Genomic DNA, 16,293 nt, shown 5'->3' with positions numbered 1-16,293 from the left:
ACTCGCCTCCCAGGCGGATCAGTCTTGCGGGCTCAGGAACTCCAGCCTGTTGCCCAGGTTGTCGAAGGCGTAGAACCGGCGGTGACCAGGGAAGTTGTCGTCCCAGGTGATCTCGACGCCGTGATCCTCCAGCCGCTTGGCCAGGCCGTCGAGGTCCTTGACCAGGATGCCGGGATGAGCCTTGCGGGCCGGGCGGAAGTCCTGCTCGACCCCCAGGTGGATCTCCAGCCGGTCGGCGCGCACCCACAGGCCGCCGCGCGCCGCGAGGACCGGCGGCTTGCGCAGCTCGGTCATGCCGAGCACGTCCACGTAGAAGCGGCGGCACTCGTCCTCGCTGCCCGGAGGGATGGCCAGCTGCACGTGGTGCAGGCCGAGGCCGTGGTCGGAGGTGGCCTCCGTGGTGTCGTAGGGAAGACCCGGTGTCGTCATGAAGGGCTCCTGTCAGGGGAACGGACGGAGTTCGCGCGATCATCTTCTTCCATTTCCTGCGGCTCGGCGATCCAACAGGGCCTGCCACACCCGTTCGACGTCGTCCGGCACCCCATCCGGCGGGCCGGGTCTGGCCACCAGGTCGCGGGCGTACGGCGCGAGGTCGAGGCCGATGACCTGGGCCAGCCGCCGCAGGTCGGGTCCCCGGCAGAGCCGGTCGTACTCCAGCACCAGGCAGTCACCGGAGCGAGGGCGGCGCAGCCAGTCCTCGTGCCAGGCCACCCACTTACGGAGGACGCCCTCCCGCCTGCCCGGCCGCCACGGGCGGTCGCCGCCCCAGCGCAGCGTCGACTCCGCCACCGCCGCCGGGTGGCGGATCAGCAGCACCCATCGCGCGCCCGGGGCGCTGGCGGCGAGCGCGTCGAGCTCCAGCAGGTACTCGTTGTACTTCTCGCCCCACCGGGTGGCGCCCGCGTAGCCGGCCGCGATGATCTGCCTGCGCAGCTCCGCCGCGTCGGTGACCGCTCCTTCCGCGACCCTGGCCGCCGCCGCCCGCACGACCGTCTCCACCCGCTCCCGCCAGCCGTCGGGCGGCAGGTAGGGCGGCTTGCGGTCCAGCGCGTGCAGGATCTCGTCGGCCCGCAGGTGCCGGCCGTCCACGTCGGCCTGGGTGCACCAGCGGTGCAGCAGGTACGGCAGCTTGCCGTTGATCGTGAAGATCCCGCCCGCCGCGCGGAAAGCGCCGTGCAGCACGGTCGCGAGCGCGGTGGTGCCCGAGCGCTGCGCGCCGAAGAGGAGGACGGGCGGCTCAGCCGGCATCGCGCACCGAGCCGAGCCCGTCGCGCCAGGACCGCAGCACCTCCATGCACTCCACGCTGGCGGGGAAGCCGCCGGCGGAGAACGCCTCGCCCCACGGGTGGTCCCGCTCGTGCGGGGTCAGCTCCTTCGAGCGCCGCCAGTGGGTCTCCAGGCTCAGGTAGCCGGCGTACCCGTCCTCGGCGAGCCGGCTCAGGATCGCGGGCCAGTCGACGTCGCCGTCGCCGAGGCGGACGTAGCGGCGCGTACCGTCCGGGTCCTTCACGTGCACGTGCCCGATCAGCGCGCGGGCCCGCTCGTAGTCCCGAGCCGGGTCGCCGCCCCAGCCGCTGAACACGATGTTCCCCGGATCCCACAGGACCCCCGTGCCCGCGCGGCCGAGCCGGTCGAGGAAGTCCATGGTGTGCGCGATCGTCGGCGTGTTGGTCCTGGTGCCCGTCTCGACCAGCAACCTGACTTCCGGCGGCACGGCCGCGAGCAGCTCGCCCGCCACCGCCGCGGCGGCGGCCGGATCGGGATCGCCGTCCCGGTAGAAGCTGAAGATCCGTACGTGCGGCGCGCCGAGCAGACCGGCCTGCTCGACGGCCCTGAGCAGGACGCGCTCGGCCGCCGCCAGCTCCCTGTCCGTGCCGGGCAGGTCCTGCTTGAAGACCGGAGGGGCGAACCCGGCGACGGCGAGCCCGGCGTTCAGCAGCGTCCGCCTGATGCCGGCCAGCGCGTCGTCGTCCAGGAGGTGCGGCGGGCACTGCGCGACGGAGCGGATCTCGACCCCGTCGAAGCCGAGCCGCGCCGCCGTCCGCGTGACCACCGCGTGGTCCTGCGAGATCTCGTCCCCGATGACGGCTAGCTTCACCTTGCCTCCCACTTCGCGAGCATCCTGAGGTCGTCCACGGCCGTGCCGGCCCGGCTCTCGACGGTGATCGCGCGGATCGGAGCCCCGGACGACAGCAGGGCCTCCACCGGTTCGAGGTCGGCGGCCCGCAACGCCCTGTGGCGGTACGCGCCTCCGGCGTCCCTGCGGAAGCCCTTGACCTGGACGGCGCGGACGTGCGGCGCGAGCCGGGCCAGCGTGGCCGCGTCCGCGCCGCCGGTCGCGGCCACCCCCAGCAGGTCCACCACGACGCCGATGCCGGTCACCTCGGCGAGCTGGGCGAGCCGGCGGCACGAGGGCCCGCCCTGATGCGTCTCCACCCACAGCGCCACTCCCTGGTCGGCGGCCGCGCGCACCTGCCCGGCCAGGGTCGCGGGGTCCGGCTCCGGCACGCAGAACACCTTGACCGGATGGCCGGTGACCGGCAGCTCGAGGCCGGCGCCCCCGCCCCGCCCGACCCCGGTTTCCCCGGCCCGCGCGCCGCGCCCGACCTCGGTTTCCCCGGCCCGCGCGCCGCGCCCGATCTCGGTTCGCCCGGCTCGCGCGCCGCACCCGACGAAGGCGACCTCGACGCCCGCGGCGGTCACCTGGCGGATGCCGCGGGCGACGCCGTCCCGCTCCCAGGCGTGGCCCTTGCCCGTGCGCAGATCGACGGTGCCGCCGCCGGCGCGCGCCGTCGCGGCGGCGAGTTCCGCCGCGCCGGCGTCCGGCAGGGAGCCTGAGCTCAACCCCAGGCGGCGGCCGTTCATCGGTCACCGATCCGCGCGGCGGGCAGGGACGGCCGGGCGCGGACACCGTCCAGGAGCGTGGTCACACCCCGGCTGCGGCCGAGCGCGGCGAGGTCGAGCGGTCCTTCGCCGCGTACCGCCGCCAGCACCTCCCGGTACACCTGTCCGCGCAGTTCGCCCGCCGCCCGCCGGGGCTCGGCGATGCGCACACCGTCCACCTCGCCGTGGGCCGCCCCGTCCCTCAGCTCGAACCAGTCGCCGGCGCCGGCCACGGTCAGGTGCTCCAGCCTGAGCGCGGACCTGCTCGTGATCATCGCGGTCAGCTCGGCGCCGTTGGCGAACCCGATGGAGCAGGACAGCCGTACGTCGATCGAGGGGGCGGCGTCCTCCCGATGCGCGAGCCTGACCTCGACCGGGGTGCCGAGGAGCTGGCAGGCGAGATCGAGGTAGTGGACGCCGAGGTGCGCCACCACGCCGCCGGCCGCCTCGTCCGGCAGGGAACGCCAGCCCGGCGACGCGTAGTGGGCGGGCGGCCGGTGACGGGAGACCATGAGCGTGGCGCCGGCGCCCGCGAAGCGCTCCGGCGCGCCGGAACGCAGCACCGGGGGAAGGGCGAACCGGTGCTGGAACATCACCGCGCTCAGCACCCCGGCCGCGGCCCCGTTGACCAGCAGGGACTCCAGCTCGGCGCCGGTCCGCGCAGGCGGCTTCTCCACGATCACGTGCTTGCCGGCGGACTGGCACGCACTGACCACGGCGGCTCGGGGGCCGGGCGGCAGGCACACCGCGACGACCTCGATCCGCTCGTCAGCCAGCACGCTCTCCAGGCTCCCCACCGGCGGCCCGATCCCGCGGGTGGCGGCCGGGTCCGTGTCGACCACGCGGGCCACCGTGACCCCCGCCATCGCGCCGGCGGCGGCGAGGTGCTGGCGTCCGGCGTTGCCGTACCCGATGATCGCCAGTTCCGTCACGGCAGGCCCTTCTCGTCAGGCGGGAGGACGTCTCGAGACGAGGCTAGAAGCGGCCTGACGGAACGAACAGGTTGTCGTCAATACGCCAACGCCCGCGGCGGCCACAAGCGAGAATCGCTCACCTACAGTGCGAGAGTGACCACCACAAGATCTCGTAGGAGCATCGCCGGTCTCACCACGGCCGCCGTCCTGCTGAGCGGCTTCCTCACCCCTGAGGCGGTCGCCGCGGACACCGGCGGCGCACTCGCCCACCACCTGCGGCGGACGCTCGACCGGTTACGGTTCGAGCAGGTCCTGGACACCGATCCGCCGACGTCCCCGTCCCGGCTGGACGCGCTGCGGCGGCGCGGTGCCGGCAAGCCGGCGGCCGCCCCGCCGCCACGGGACTCACGCGGCGCCGCCCCGATCACCCAGCAGCCGCAGATCGACCTCACCGTCATCGAGCTCAACGCGGCCGGTCGCCCGGTCTCCTCCGGGACCGTGCTGATGAGCCCGCACCACCCCGACGGCGTGATCGTGCCGGTGGACCGTGACCTGCACACCACCGCCGTACGCTGGCGGCAGTGGGACGACGCCGGCTGGTACGCCGACCACGCCCAAGGCACCATCGACGTGGTGCCGGGGCGCGAGCACGCCCCCATCGACTTCATGTCCCCCTACCCGGCGTCCGTGCTGAAACTGATGGTGGCCTTCGGCGTGCTGCGCCTCGTGGACCGGGGAGCGATCTCGCTGGACGACACCTACGTCTACGAGCCGGCGGCCGGCAGTTCGATGTGCGGCCCGTCCGGCGCGGACACGATCCGCGCCTACCTCGACGCCTCGCTCACCTGGTCGTCCAACCCCGCCTCCTGCGCCCTGATCAAGATGCTGCACGACCGGGACGCGATCGACGGCCTCAACCGGACCTTCCAGGACCTGGGGCTGGAGACGCTCCAGCTCAAAGGGACGAACCCGGCCCACGGCGGGCGCTGGGACAATCCGATCACCATGACCTCACTCGACACGGCCAAGCTGCTCATGCTGATCAACGGCGGCAAGGGCACCCTGTGGAGGACGCCGGGCGGCGCCAGGGTGAGCGCCGGCGTCCTCAGCCGCGCCTCCAGGGAGTTCTTCCTCAGCAGGCTGCGCGACCAGGCCATGAACGTCACCCTGTCGACCACCAACTGGTGCGGCGCCGCCTACCCCGCGCAGGGCATCCCGCAGCGCACGCCGCCGCGCTGGACCGGCGCCGACGGCAGCGTGACGGTGCCGGGCCAGGACGTCGCCTACGGCCACGACGTGCGGCCGTGCGACAGGGCGGCCGAGGTGACGTTCGCCCACAAGAACGGCTGGTGGAGCAACGCCGCGGCCGACGCCGGCATCGTCAGGGCACTGCCGGGGAAGGGCGGGCGCAGCTACGTCGTCGCCCTCTTCTCCAACCTCGGTTCTCAGTACGTCGACCCCGGCCGCCCGCCGGGCGGGGACGTCTGGTTCACCGAGCGCCTGGCCCGGCTCGGCCAGGCCATCGACGCCTACGAGAAGCACCGGCGTCCCTGATCCAGAAGTGACCGGCGTAGCCCGGTCTCACCTCTCATGCGCCCTAGGGACCGCCGGTATGCCGCCGGGACTATGGGGCGGGGCGGCCGATGGTGTCGTCGCCGAAGACGGCCGCGAGCGCCTTGGCGATGAGGGCGGGCAGGTCGGCGCGGCCTTCGTCCTCGGCCCAGCGCACCAGCGCGGTGTGCAGGGCGGCCAGGCAGGCGCCGGCCGCCGCCTGGGCTTGGAACGCCTGGTCGGGGTCGGCGGCCTCGTCGCCCAGGGCGTCGATGATGGCGCGCTGGAGCGCGTACTGGTTGTCCAGGTGCCTGGCGCGCAGCGCGGGCGTGGAGATCATGAGCTGGAGGCGGACGAGCAGGGTCCGCCGCTCCGCCGGCACGTCGTCGCCGGCCAGGGCGGCGGCCGCGGCGATGAGCGCGCCGCCGATGCGGCGGGCCACCGGCTGTCCGGGGGGTGACGCGGCGATCCGCTCGGCGATGAGCTCGCCGTGCTGGTCGATCAGGACGAGGTCCTCCTTGGTGGGGAAGTGCCGGTAGAGGGTCATGGGCGACACTCCTGCCGCCTCGGCGACGTCGTTCATGGTCGTCGCGTCGTAGCCGCGCTCGCTGAACAGCCGGATCGCGTGGGCCTGGATCGTGCGCTGTGTCTGGGCCCGGCGGCGGGCCCGCAGGCTTGAGTGCTGTGCTGCCATGTGATAGACACTACCATCCTGATAGTTACTACCACTTTGGAGCGGACATGAGTGATCTGACCGGCAGGACGGCTTTAGTGACCGGCGCGTCGCGCGGCATCGGCCAGGCGATCGCGAGCCGGCTGGCGGCCGGGGGAGCGACGGTGCTCGTGCACTACGGCAGGCACGCGGACGGCGCGGCGGCGACGGTCGGCGCGATCGAGCGCGCGGGCGGGACCGCGCTGGCGGTCCAGGCGGAGCTGGGGGTGGACGGCGATGTCGAGACGCTCTTCGAAGGCGTGGAGAAGGGTCTGGCGGGGCGGCCGCTCGACATCGTGGTCAACAACGCGGCGGCCCAGCCCGCCGGGCCCCTCGGCGTCACGACCAGGGCCGAGTTCGACCACCTCTTCGCGGTGAACGTGCGGGCGCCGTACTTCATCGTCCAGCGCGCGCTGCCGCTGATGCGCGACGGCGGACGCATCGTCACCATCTCGTCCGTCGCGACCCGTATGGCCAACCCGGCGCAGACGTCCTTCGCCATGACCAAGGGCGCGATCGAGACGATGAGCCTGACCCTGGCCAACGAGCTCGGCGCCAGGGGCATCACGGTGAACGCGGTCGCCCCCGGCGCCACCAGGACGCCCGCCAACGGCGCCGTCTTCGAGGCGCCCGGCCTGGCCGGCGTCATCGCGGGATCGACGGCGCTCGGCCGGCTCGGCGACGCCGGCGACGTGGCGGACGTGGTCGCGTTCCTGGCCTCCGACGCCGCCCGCTGGATCACCGGCCAGGTCATCGACGCCAGCGGCGGCCTGTTCCTCGGCCCGCGCGCCTGACACGGCCTGTTCCTCGGCCCGCGCCTGACGCGGTCGGGTCCGGCCGCCTCCGCTGGCGGCGGCCGGACCCGAGCCCCGCATGCGCGTCACCCGGCCGTGTGCGTGAGGATGGCGTCGGCCAGCTCCTCGTGCACCTCGGGCGGCAGCGTGTGGCCCATGCCCTGCACGATCATCAGGCGCGCGTCGGGGATCTGGTCGGCGATGATCGAGCCGTGGCCCGGCTTGGCCGGCTCGTGGCTGCCTTCGATGACCAGGGTGGGGGCCTTGACCTGGTGGAGCACGCCCACCGGCTCGAAGTCGGGCTTGGCGGCGGCGGCCAGCCGGTGGTTGGCCACGGCGGACAGGTCGCGGGCCCGGTCGTAGATGCGTTCCTGGAGGCGGCGGGCGGCGTCCTCGTCGAAGGGCAGGGCGGTGCCGTGCAGGACGCGTTGTTCGGCGATCATGAGGTCGATCTGCGTGCGCCGGTCGGCAGGGGGTGGGGTGGTGATCAGCGTGCGGAAGAACGCCACGAACTCGGGTGCGGGTTCCGGCAGGCTGCCTTCGGGCTGGGGCTCGTCCATGAGCGCCCGCATGATGACCGCGCCTTCGCCGCCGCCGAGCGGGGAGGAGCCGATGACGGTCAGCGAGCGCACCCGCTCGGGGGCTTCGACGGCGATGTACTGGCCGAGCAGGCCGCCTGCGGAGTGGCAGACCAGATGGGCGCTCTCCAGCCCGTGGGCGTCCATCACGCGGTAGACGTCGTTCTTGATGGCGTCCCAGGTGTAGGGCGTCTGTTCGAAGTCGACGGTGTCGGACCTGCCGGTGTCGCGGTGGTCGTAGCGGATGACCCGGCGGCCTCCGGCGGTGAGCAGGCCGACGAACTCGTCGGGCCAGAGCACGCCCTGCGACATCGAGCCCATGATCAGCAGGATCGGCTCGTCGGTGGCGGCGCCGAACTCTTCACTCCAGATGTTCACGTTTTGCATGACTCACAGCTTGCCGTCGCCGGTTACGGGTGCCTTCCGTAGGACTACTAGCCGCGCGAGGTCAGTACGCGAGCTGATGCCCAGCTTCGGATACATCTTGTACAGGTGGTACTCGACCGTACGCGGGCTCAGGAAGAGCCGGGCGGCGATCTCCTTGCTGGACAACCCGTCGGCGACCAGGCCCGCGATGCGCAGCTCCTGCGGCGTCAGCGCGTCGAGCACGTCGGCGCGCGGGGCCTGCCCGCTCTCGCCGGCCGCCCGCAGCTCCTCCTGCGCCCGCCGCGCCCACGGCCGCGCGCCCGCCTGCTCGAAGGTCTCCCACGCCGCCCGCAGATGAGCCCGCGCCTCGCCGGGCCGCTGCGCCCTGCGCAGCCGCTCGCCCAGCAGCAGCGCCGTCCTGGCCGACTCGAACGGGTTGGTGTGCAGCCGCAGCGCCTCGGCGAAGGCGTCGGACGACCCCTCGACCAGGCCGCGGCAGCGGGCCAGCAGGGCGTGCGACTCGGGCGTGGCGGCGTTCACCGACCACCGCTCGTACGCGGCCAGCGTCGCCCGCGCGCCCTCCTCGTCACCCGCGCCCACGGCGGCCTCGATCCGGTCAGGGGTGGACCGCGACACCACGGTGGGATGCCCGGCCCCCGGCCCCGCCGCGACGACGGCGTGGAAGCGGTCGTGCGCCGCCGCGTACCGGCCGAGGCACAGGTCGAGCAGCGCCAGCGCGTACGACGCCACCCCCGCGCGCATCCCCACCCGGTGCGGGATCGCGATGGCCAGCGCCGCGCGGGCCTGCCGCTCGCAGCCTTCCTCCTCGCCGCGCAGCGCCGCCACCGCCGCCAGGTTGGCGAGGTGGGCGGCGACGGTGTTCGTGTACCCGGCCTCGCGCGCCAGCTCAAGACCCTCCTCGGAGAGCGCCTGGCTGCGTGCCAGCCGGCCGGCGATCCGCTCCGCCGTCGCGACGAACTCCAGCACGACCGGCAGCTGCCCGCTCATCCCCGACACCCTGGCCACCCGCCCGGCCCGCTCGGCCATCTCGGCGGCCAGGTCGTTCTCGCCCAGGTAGCTGGCCGCGGCCGCGGCCCACAGGTGCTCGGCCGCGTCCTCCAGCTCGCCGGCGTGGGACAGCGCCCGCCGCAGCAGGCCAGGGCCCTCGGCGTCGCCGTCCAGTGTGAGGCCGACCCCGGTCACCGTGTCGCGCAGGAATCCTTCGGGGTGCGCCGCCGCCCGCCGGCCCAGCGCGATGATGGCCGCCGTGTCGCCGACGTACGAGGCCGCCTCGGCGGCGTCGGCCAGCATGTCCAGGGTGTCGCCCGCCGCCAGGATGCGTACGGCCTCGGCGGCGTCGCCGGAGTTCAGCTCGAACCGGCCGCGCAGCCGGGCGACCTCCATCGCCAGGCCCACGTCATCGCCGGCGCGGTCGCGCGCCTCGGCCAGCAGCGACTCCGCCTGGCCAGGGCGCCCGCCGAGCCAGGCCGCGACGGCGGCGTCCTTCAGCCGTACGGCACGCGCCCGCGGCTCGGGGGTCAGCTCGGCGGCCCTGGCCAGCGCCATCGCGGCGGCGCCGTACCCGCCGCGCTCCCGCGCCCGGTCGGCGGCGGCCACCAGCGCGGCGGCGACCTGCTCGTCCTGCCCCAGCGCGGCGCCCGCCAGGTGCCAGGCGCGGCGGTCGTCGGAGGCCAGCTCCGCCAGCACGGCGTGCACCCGGCGGACGTCGGCGGGAGAGGCCGCCTCGTGGATCGCGGAGCGGACGAGCGGATGGCGGAACCGCACGCTCGCGCCCGCCACCTCCGCCAGCCCGGACTCCTCCAGCTCGGCCAGCGCCGGCCCGACCGCCAGCCGCTCGGCGGCGCTCAGCACCAGAGGAAGATCGGCCTCCACGGCGGCGACCAGACCGATCAGTCTGGCGGCAGGCGACAGGGACGCGACCTGGTCACCGAAGAGGCGGGCGCCGCCGGGCAGCGGGTCGGGCAGCGGCTCGTCCCCGGCGAGCTGCGCGGGCGTCAGCCGGGCGACGATCTCGTGCAGGGCGAGCGGGTTCGCGCCCGTCAGCGTCACGAGCTCGCGCCGCACGCGGGCGGACAGCTCGGCGTGGCGGTCCCGCAGCAGCTCGTCCGCGGCGGACTCGGGCAGCCCCCGTACGTCCACCGTCCGCGGTACCCCCTTCACCGGGGCGTCGCCGCGTACGGCGAGCAGCATCGCGACGCGTTCCGTCGCCAGCCGCCTGGCGGCGAACAGCAGCGCGTCGGCCGAGGCCCGGTCGATCCACTGGAAGTCGTCGATCACGCAGATCAGCCCGTCGGGCGCGGCCGCCTCCGCCAGCAGCGACAGCACCCCGGCGCCCACCAGGAAACGGTCGCCGCCGCCCGGCTCAAGCCCCAGGGCCGCGCCGACGGCGAGGCGCTGCGGCTCGGGCAGCGCGCCGAGCGACCCGATCACCGGCCACAGCACCTGGTGCAGCGCCGCGAACGCGAGGTCGGACTCCGACTCGACGCCCGTGGTGCGCAGCACCCGCATCGCGCCGCCGCGCGCGGCCGCCGCGCCGAGCAGGGCGGTCTTGCCCGTCCCCGCCGCGCCCCGGACGACCACCGCGCCGCCCGAGCCGTCGCGCGCCCGCGCGATCACCTCGTCGAGCGCGCTGACCTCCGCCGTTCTTCCGTAGAGCACGGAAGGACACTGTAGAGGCGTCCGTCACTCGGGGGAGAACGCGCCCCACTCGATGGCGAAGCCGTCGCCGTCCTCGCGCACCTCGGCGGCGAAGCGCTGCAGCGACCTGGCGAACCTCCGCAGCACGTCGGCGGCGCTCGCCCCCGGACGTCCACTCCCGGCGATCAGGGGCGGCGGAGGCCGGCCTGCGACGCTCCTTCACGTCGTCGCGCTCCTCGTCCAGGATGTCGGCTTTACTTCACAGAACGGTCCAACTCGGGCTGTCGTCGCAGGACGGCCCACCCGTGCGCCGGGACCAGGAACGGGTCCGCCGTCCGCGCCGAGGCGTCGGCCACCACGAGGCCGGCCTCGCCGAGAGGGAAGCGGTGGGGCCGGTCACCGAGGTTGAGCAGCGTCACCAGCCGGTGGCCCGTCCCGTCGGACGCCTCGATCGCCGCCGTCGTGTTCGTCAGATCGCGCACGGTGGTGCGGGCCCGCACCAGCCACGGATGCCGGCGGCGCAGGCCGACCAGTCGCTGATGCAGCCGGTACGTCGCCCGGCCCGTGGCGGCCAGGTCGCCCGGGTGCTCGGGGAAGGCCGGGCGGACCGCGTCGTCGCCGCCCGCGCGTTCCTCCTTCACGCCCCTGAACCCCTGCTCGTCGCCGTAGTAGAGACTCGGCAGGCCGCCCACGGTGAGCAGCACGGCCAGCGCGTGGCCCACGTGGCGCTCGTCGTCGAGCCTGCTCGCCAGCCTGGTCACGTCGTGGTTGCCGACGAAGGTGAGCGGCAGGAACGACTCCAGGAAGCCGTTGTGCCGGTCGAGCGCCCACGCCAGCTCGGACAGGTTGCGGTCGTTGAGCGAGCTCCAGACGGCCTTCCACAACTCGTACTGGGTGACCGAGTCCAGGCCGCTCGCCGCCACGTACGCGGCGTAGTCGCCGTGGATCACCTCGCCGACGAAGCAGGCGTCGGGATGGGCCGGGCGCACGCGGTCGAGCGCCTGACGCCAGAAGGCGGGCGGCACCGCGTAGGCGGCGTCAAGCCGCCACCCGGCGGCGCCGCGGCCGAGCCAATGGTTCATCACCCGGACGACGTGGTCGAGCACGTCGGGGGAGTCGTGGTCGAGGCGCACCAGGGAGTGGTGGCCCTCGAAGACCTCGTGACCGCCGCCGGCCGCGGGCCGGAACCAGTGCGCGCAGCCGGGGTCGGCGAACTGCGGGAAGCTCCGGCCAACGTGGTTGAAGACGCCGTCGAGCACGACGCGCAGGCCGCGGTCGGTCGCGGCCCGGACGAGCTGGTCGAAGTCGTGGTCGTCGCCGAGCCGCGGGTCGATGGTGAAGTGGTCGACGGTGTCGTACCCGTGCGTCTCCGAGGCGAAGATCGGGCCCAGCTGCAGGCCGGAGACGCCCAGCTCGACGGCGTAGTCGAGCCACTTCTCCAGCCGCGCCAGGCGGTGGCGCGGCGGCGTGCCGGGAGCCGGTGCCGACGCCTGCGCGCCGGTGAAGCCGAGCGGGTAGACGTGCCACCAGATCGCGTGGTCCAGCCATGAGGTCACCTGAGCTGCTCCATCTCCGTGAGCCGGGCGTGGGCGGCCGCATCGGCCGCCGGCGCGTCGTGTCGTGGGCCGGCGGGCGGCCTGCGGTCTTCGGCCAGGTCTGCCAGCAGCGTCGCGGCCAGGCCGATGACCTGGATCTCGGTCTCGTTGAGCGGCTCCATGGCGGCGGCGAGCCGGCGGTCGCGGGCAGCCATGTCGCGGACCAGCAGCTCCCGGCCCCCGTCGGTGAGATCCAGCACCGACGCGCGCCGGTCGTGCTCGCTCGGCCGGCGCGCGATCAGGCCCTCGGTCTCCAGCTCGGCGAACACGCGGGTGAGCGACTGCGGCTGCTGGTGCTCGGCGAGGGCGATCTGCGTCGGCGTGCTGGCGCCGTGACGGTACAGGTGGCCGAGGACGCTCAGCTTGTTGCTGCTGAGTGCGTGGGCCGGGCGCTCGGCACGCAGCCGCCGCGCCAGGCTCATCACCGCGCGGCGCGTCTCCGCCGCCACCTCCAGTCGATCCATGTCATTACGCTAGCACTTAACTTTTATGGGCATTTCGCCCGATTTATGGGCTTTGCTATTAAGCGAACTCTTACTATCTCCGCATGAACGTTCGTGTGAAGGGAGGCTGCGGCGACTGGACGGACCGCGCCATCGCGCTCGTCGTGCTGCCGGTCGTCGCGGCGGCGAGTGTCGCGCTGCGGGCGCTGCTGGCCGGGCCGTACGCCGTGCTCGGGGCCGTGCTGCTCGCGCTCTGTCGCTCCTGGCCTACCGGCGCGCCCACCACGCGTCCGAGCCCGCCTGAAGTCTGTGCCTGGCCTCGGCGAGCGTCTCCGCCTGCCGGACCCAGTGCCCGCCGTCGAGGTTGAGCGTGACGGCGCCGGCTCCGGCCTCGGCGAAGGCGTGCAGGCGCTCGGCCACCTGCTCGCCCCCGCCGGTGACCGGGATGTCCGCCGCCTCCTCCGGCGCCACCTCGTACACCTCCACGAGCTGGCGGGTGAACTCCGCGACGGCGGCCTGGTCGCCGCCGAGGAACGCGTGCCCGCCCACCGTGTCCGACGCCGAGCACGATCCGATCGCCGGACAAGTGCTGCAATGTCTGGATCTGCGCGGCGACCCAGACGGCCGGGCGCAACGGCAGGCTGAGCACCCCGAACTCCAGCCCGATCCGCTCGGTGACACTCGCCGCCGCCGCCAGGACGAGCGGGGCGTCGAACCCCGGTGTCCCGTCGCCGACGACGACGTCCTCCATGCTGATCGCGTCATAGCCGAGCTCTTCAAGCCGCCGCGCCATCGAGACATCGGGCACGCCGGTAGGCGTCCTGGGCAAGCCGGTGCTGATCCGCATCATGATCCTCCTGTACGTCGTCGCGGACCACGCTAGGAGCTCAACCAGACTTGAGGTCAACCGCCGAGCGGCGCCGGTACGTCCCCACCAGCACGCCCAGCAGGGCCAGGCCCGTCGCCATGGCGGTGACGTGCTCGATCAGCGCCACCCCGAGGTGCTCCACCGGCTGGTAGAGGCCGGGCACCAGCAGCCACGCCAGCTTCCACGCCGCCCACGAGAACAGCGACCCCGACGTGATGAACCCCAGCGTCATGGGCGGCCAGAGCGGGCTGCTCCGGCGGCTCAGCGCCCACAGGCTCCAGCCGGCGCACGCCGCGCCGAGTGCGCTGTTGGCGAGGAGGAGCCGCGCGTCGAGGTCCGGCGTCCGGGCGAGGCCGGCGGTTCCGCCCGCGGCCCAGTAGGCCCACAGTGCGGCGAGCGCCGCCACCGGCGGCAAGATCCACCAGGTACGGCGGCCCGCCGCGTCGCGGCCCACCCGGCCCGTGAACGCCCGCTGCCACCGTTCGCGCACGTAGAGCGGCAGGCCCACGACCAGCGCCACCGCCATCCCGGTGAACGCCACGCCGATGAGCGTCGTCTCGGACGACGGCTCGTCCGCCGGTTCCGGCACGCTCGGCACCAGCAGGGCGGCGGCGGCCACGTACGGGAGCATGGACACGAGCAGGCCACCGGCGACCCACAAGACCGGCAGCACCAGCCGGCCGGGCAGCCGCATGCCCCAGGGCTGCGCCACCGCCAGCCCCAGCCCGATGCCGGCCAGGGCCATCACCACCGTGACCGCGTTGAGCAGCACCCACTCGCCTGTGCCTCGCGCCAGCTCCTGCACGATCCAGCTCACCTTGACCAGCAGATACGGGCACATCGCCGCCGCGGCGGCGAAGCCGGCGGCCCGGCGCACTGTGATTTGTCCACGCATGACCGCGATGCTCCCGGCCCCGTCCCTGCCGGTCATCCCCCGGGGGAGCCGGGTGGCTCCCCTCCAAGGGGGAGGCTCACTGTTCTTCGACGAACGGGGCCAGCAGGGCGGGCACGGCGGCGTCCGCCAGCTTCAGGCCCTGGTCGACGGACACGTCCCTGACCTTGTAGACGCCGTCGCCCGCCGCGGTGGTGGCGCCCAGGGTGAGCAGGCCGGTGCGGCGCTGGAACGGCGAGCGGGTGATCGTCCAGCCGATGATCCCGTCCCGCCGGAGCACGACGGTCCGCCGGGCGAACGTCCCGTACGCCATGACCAGGTGGCGGCCGCGCATCCCGTGGCCGAGCGCGCGGTAGGCGTCCCAGGCGAAGGCCGTCAGGACCGCCGCCAGGACCAGCCCGGTGACCCAGCCGGCGGTGACGAACGCCTGGCCCAGCCACGGCCCGAGCCCGGCGAGCACCCCGGCGGCGAGAGCCGCCGCGATCAGCGCCCGGTTGACCCGCCTGCGCAACGCCGCACGAGGATGCGACGCCAGCCCCACCCGATCCAGCAGCCCTTCACCCGCCAGCACCTGGCCTGCGACCCTGAGGGCCGCCGTGCGGGGGAGTGGTGGGGTGAGGGGGCGGCGCCGGCGGTTCTCATCCCTGTCGCCCAGGCCGCTGGTGACGGCGTCCAGCTTCGCGCCGCCGGCCCAGCGCAGCGGGATCGGCTCCACCAGCTCCACCCCGCGCAGCCGGCCCTCCTCCATGCTCACCGACCGGGTCGCCAGCAGCCCGCGGCGCACCCGCAGGACGCCGCCCTCCGCGCGCCGCAGCTCGTACCCGCTCCAGTTCTCGATGAAGGTGAGCGTGGAGCAGGCCGCGCCGAGGGCGATGAGGGCGAGCGCGGCCAGCAGGAGGCCGTACCAGAGCGGGACGGAGCCGAAGCGGCGCACGAGGTCTTGCACGACGCCCAGCGAGAGCGGGTCGATCTTCATCTCGTGCAGGGTGCGGTAGACGCTGCCGGCCGCGGCGAGGACGGCGCCGACGCCCCAGACGGTGAGCGGCGCGTACCGGAGCCAGGAGCGGTCCAGCTCGCAGAGCAGCCCGTCGTCCGCGGTGACGGGACCCGTCGCGCGCCACCCCAGGATCAGGCGGCGCAGGTCGGCGGCGTCCGCCGCGGCCAGGCCGTCCAGCCGGAGCCCGCGGCCCTGGTCGCCGGTGTCGATCCTGAGCGTGGCCAGGCCGAGCAGGCGCTGCGGCGGGCTCGCGGTCACGTCGACGCTGCGCACCCGGTGCGGCGGCACCGAGTGGCGGCTGCGGAAGAGCAGGCCGGAGCTGAGCTCGAGCCGTTCGGCGGTGAGGTGGTAGCGGGTGGTCAGCAGCCGTGACAGCGCGAACCCGCCGACGACCAGGCAGGTCAGCAACACCGAGCCGAGGGTGATGAGCACCTGGAGGTTCGGCTCGCGCACGAGCAGCAACACGGCGAGCGGCGCGGCCGGCGCGCCCAGGCTGACGACGATGAGCCGGCCGCTCAGCCGCCCGCGCCGGAGCGTGGTGGCGGTCATGCGGCGTCCCCGGGGACGGCGTGGGTGCGGCTCGTCAGGTACGCCACCAGTTCGTCGCCCACCTCGCGGTCGAGCCCCTTGATCCGCACGGCCGACGACGAGGCGGTGGTCACGCTCACCCCCGACAGCCCGAACAGCTGCTGCAACGGCCCGCGCAGCGTGTCCACGGTCTGCACCCGCGACAGGGGCACGACCCGCCACTGCTGCCACAGCCACCCGGAAGCGGAGTAGACGGCCTCGCCGGTGACCTCCCACCGGTGCACCCGATAACGCCAGTACGGCATCACGGCCACGTACAGGAGGCCAGGCACGAGGGAGACGAGCGTGAACCACAGGAACAGCTCGCGGGTCGGCGGGATGCTCGCCCACAGGATCCCGAACGTGAGCGGCAGCGGAAGGGCGAACACCGCGGCCTGCGCGCTCCACCAGCCGATCGACCGGCGGGCGACGCGGTTGCGCGGCGGCCGGAGCCTGAGGTCGCTCATGACTCTCC

General features: G+C 74.1%; 16 protein-coding genes and 1 pseudogene. 2 read left to right on the top strand and 15 right to left on the bottom strand.

The features are described from left to right. Positions 1-18: 18 nt before the first annotated feature. The 5 genes from AB0K18_RS48380 to AB0K18_RS48360 are packed head-to-tail and all read right to left on the bottom strand — an operon-like array spanning position 19 to position 3,815. Positions 19-429 (bottom strand): VOC family protein, encoded by a 411-nt coding sequence (locus AB0K18_RS48380; RefSeq protein WP_364929334.1) that lies wholly within the window; start codon positions 427-429, stop codon positions 19-21. Between the two features lie 39 nt (positions 430-468). Beyond that, positions 469-1,248, bottom strand: a complete 780-nt coding sequence (locus AB0K18_RS48375; protein ID WP_364929331.1) for a sulfotransferase — start codon at positions 1,246-1,248, stop codon at positions 469-471. Continuing rightward, complete coding sequence (locus AB0K18_RS48370; protein WP_364929329.1) at positions 1,238-2,098, bottom strand: sugar phosphate isomerase/epimerase; 861 nt, start codon at positions 2,096-2,098, stop codon at positions 1,238-1,240. The genes AB0K18_RS48375 and AB0K18_RS48370 overlap by 11 nt, the downstream gene beginning before the upstream one ends. Further along, positions 2,095-2,865, bottom strand: coding sequence for a hypothetical protein (locus AB0K18_RS48365; protein ID WP_364929326.1), 771 nt, complete (start codon positions 2,863-2,865; stop codon positions 2,095-2,097). The genes AB0K18_RS48370 and AB0K18_RS48365 overlap by 4 nt, the downstream gene beginning before the upstream one ends. Continuing rightward, on the bottom strand, positions 2,862-3,815 hold the full coding sequence (locus tag AB0K18_RS48360) for a Gfo/Idh/MocA family oxidoreductase (RefSeq protein ID WP_364929324.1): 954 nt from the start codon (positions 3,813-3,815) through the stop codon (positions 2,862-2,864). The genes AB0K18_RS48365 and AB0K18_RS48360 overlap by 4 nt, the downstream gene beginning before the upstream one ends. A gap of 135 nt (positions 3,816-3,950) precedes the next feature. On the opposite strand from AB0K18_RS48360, the gene AB0K18_RS48355 reads away from it, so the two are divergent. Further along, a complete protein-coding gene (locus tag AB0K18_RS48355) occupies positions 3,951-5,351 on the top strand; it encodes a serine hydrolase (RefSeq protein WP_364929321.1) in 1,401 nt (466 codons plus the stop codon). A gap of 70 nt (positions 5,352-5,421) precedes the next feature. Here AB0K18_RS48355 and AB0K18_RS48350 read toward each other — a convergent pair whose 3' ends face one another. Then, complete coding sequence (locus AB0K18_RS48350) at positions 5,422-6,042, bottom strand: helix-turn-helix domain-containing protein (RefSeq protein ID WP_364929318.1); 621 nt, start codon at positions 6,040-6,042, stop codon at positions 5,422-5,424. A gap of 47 nt (positions 6,043-6,089) precedes the next feature. Here AB0K18_RS48350 and AB0K18_RS48345 point away from each other — a divergent pair, with 47 nt between their 5' ends. Then, positions 6,090-6,854 carry an SDR family oxidoreductase gene (locus AB0K18_RS48345; RefSeq protein WP_364929316.1) on the top strand — a complete coding sequence of 255 codons (765 nt, stop codon included), beginning with the start codon at positions 6,090-6,092 and terminating at the stop codon, positions 6,852-6,854. Between the two features lie 86 nt (positions 6,855-6,940). Here the strand turns inward: AB0K18_RS48345 and AB0K18_RS48340 are convergent, their stop codons facing one another. The 9 genes and pseudogenes from AB0K18_RS48340 to AB0K18_RS48300 form a co-directional block, all read right to left on the bottom strand. Next, on the bottom strand, positions 6,941-7,819 hold the full coding sequence (locus AB0K18_RS48340; protein WP_364929314.1) for an alpha/beta fold hydrolase: 879 nt from the start codon (positions 7,817-7,819) through the stop codon (positions 6,941-6,943). A gap of 3 nt (positions 7,820-7,822) precedes the next feature. Then, positions 7,823-10,477, bottom strand: a complete 2,655-nt coding sequence (locus AB0K18_RS48335) for an AAA family ATPase (protein WP_364929311.1) — start codon at positions 10,475-10,477, stop codon at positions 7,823-7,825. A 233-nt stretch (positions 10,478-10,710) separates the two neighbouring features. Further along, on the bottom strand, positions 10,711-12,012 hold the full coding sequence (locus AB0K18_RS48330) for an alpha-amylase family protein (protein ID WP_364929309.1): 1,302 nt from the start codon (positions 12,010-12,012) through the stop codon (positions 10,711-10,713). Beyond that, positions 12,009-12,515 carry a MarR family transcriptional regulator gene (locus AB0K18_RS48325; protein ID WP_364929306.1) on the bottom strand — a complete coding sequence of 169 codons (507 nt, stop codon included), beginning with the start codon at positions 12,513-12,515 and terminating at the stop codon, positions 12,009-12,011. Before AB0K18_RS48325 ends, AB0K18_RS48330 begins: the two co-directional genes overlap by 4 nt. A 246-nt stretch (positions 12,516-12,761) precedes the next feature. Further along, positions 12,762-13,043: a hypothetical protein gene (locus AB0K18_RS48320; protein WP_364929373.1), complete on the bottom strand. Its 282-nt coding sequence runs from the start codon at positions 13,041-13,043 to the stop codon at positions 12,762-12,764. Positions 13,044-13,086: 43 nt separating this feature from the next. Beyond that, positions 13,087-13,245 (bottom strand): annotated as a pseudogene (locus AB0K18_RS48315) (N5,N10-methylene tetrahydromethanopterin reductase); the annotation flags it as partial. Between the two features lie 136 nt (positions 13,246-13,381). Next, positions 13,382-14,257 carry a hypothetical protein gene (locus AB0K18_RS48310; RefSeq protein WP_364929303.1) on the bottom strand — a complete coding sequence of 292 codons (876 nt, stop codon included), beginning with the start codon at positions 14,255-14,257 and terminating at the stop codon, positions 13,382-13,384. Between the two features lie 76 nt (positions 14,258-14,333). After that, positions 14,334-15,800 (bottom strand): PH domain-containing protein, encoded by a 1,467-nt coding sequence (locus tag AB0K18_RS48305; RefSeq protein WP_364929301.1) that lies wholly within the window; start codon positions 15,798-15,800, stop codon positions 14,334-14,336. Then, the gene (locus AB0K18_RS48300) at positions 15,797-16,285 is read right to left on the bottom strand and encodes a PH domain-containing protein (protein ID WP_364929297.1); all 489 of its coding nucleotides are present in this window, start codon (positions 16,283-16,285) and stop codon (positions 15,797-15,799) included. Before AB0K18_RS48300 ends, AB0K18_RS48305 begins: the two co-directional genes overlap by 4 nt. Positions 16,286-16,293 lie beyond the last annotated feature (8 nt).

The sequence above is a fragment of the Nonomuraea sp. NPDC049421 genome (assembly GCF_040677005.1).
Classification (GTDB): domain Bacteria; phylum Actinomycetota; class Actinomycetes; order Streptosporangiales; family Streptosporangiaceae; genus Nonomuraea; species Nonomuraea salmonea.
The sequence above is the reverse complement of the archived record's forward strand: the minus strand, read 5'-3'. Positions and strand labels throughout refer to the sequence as shown.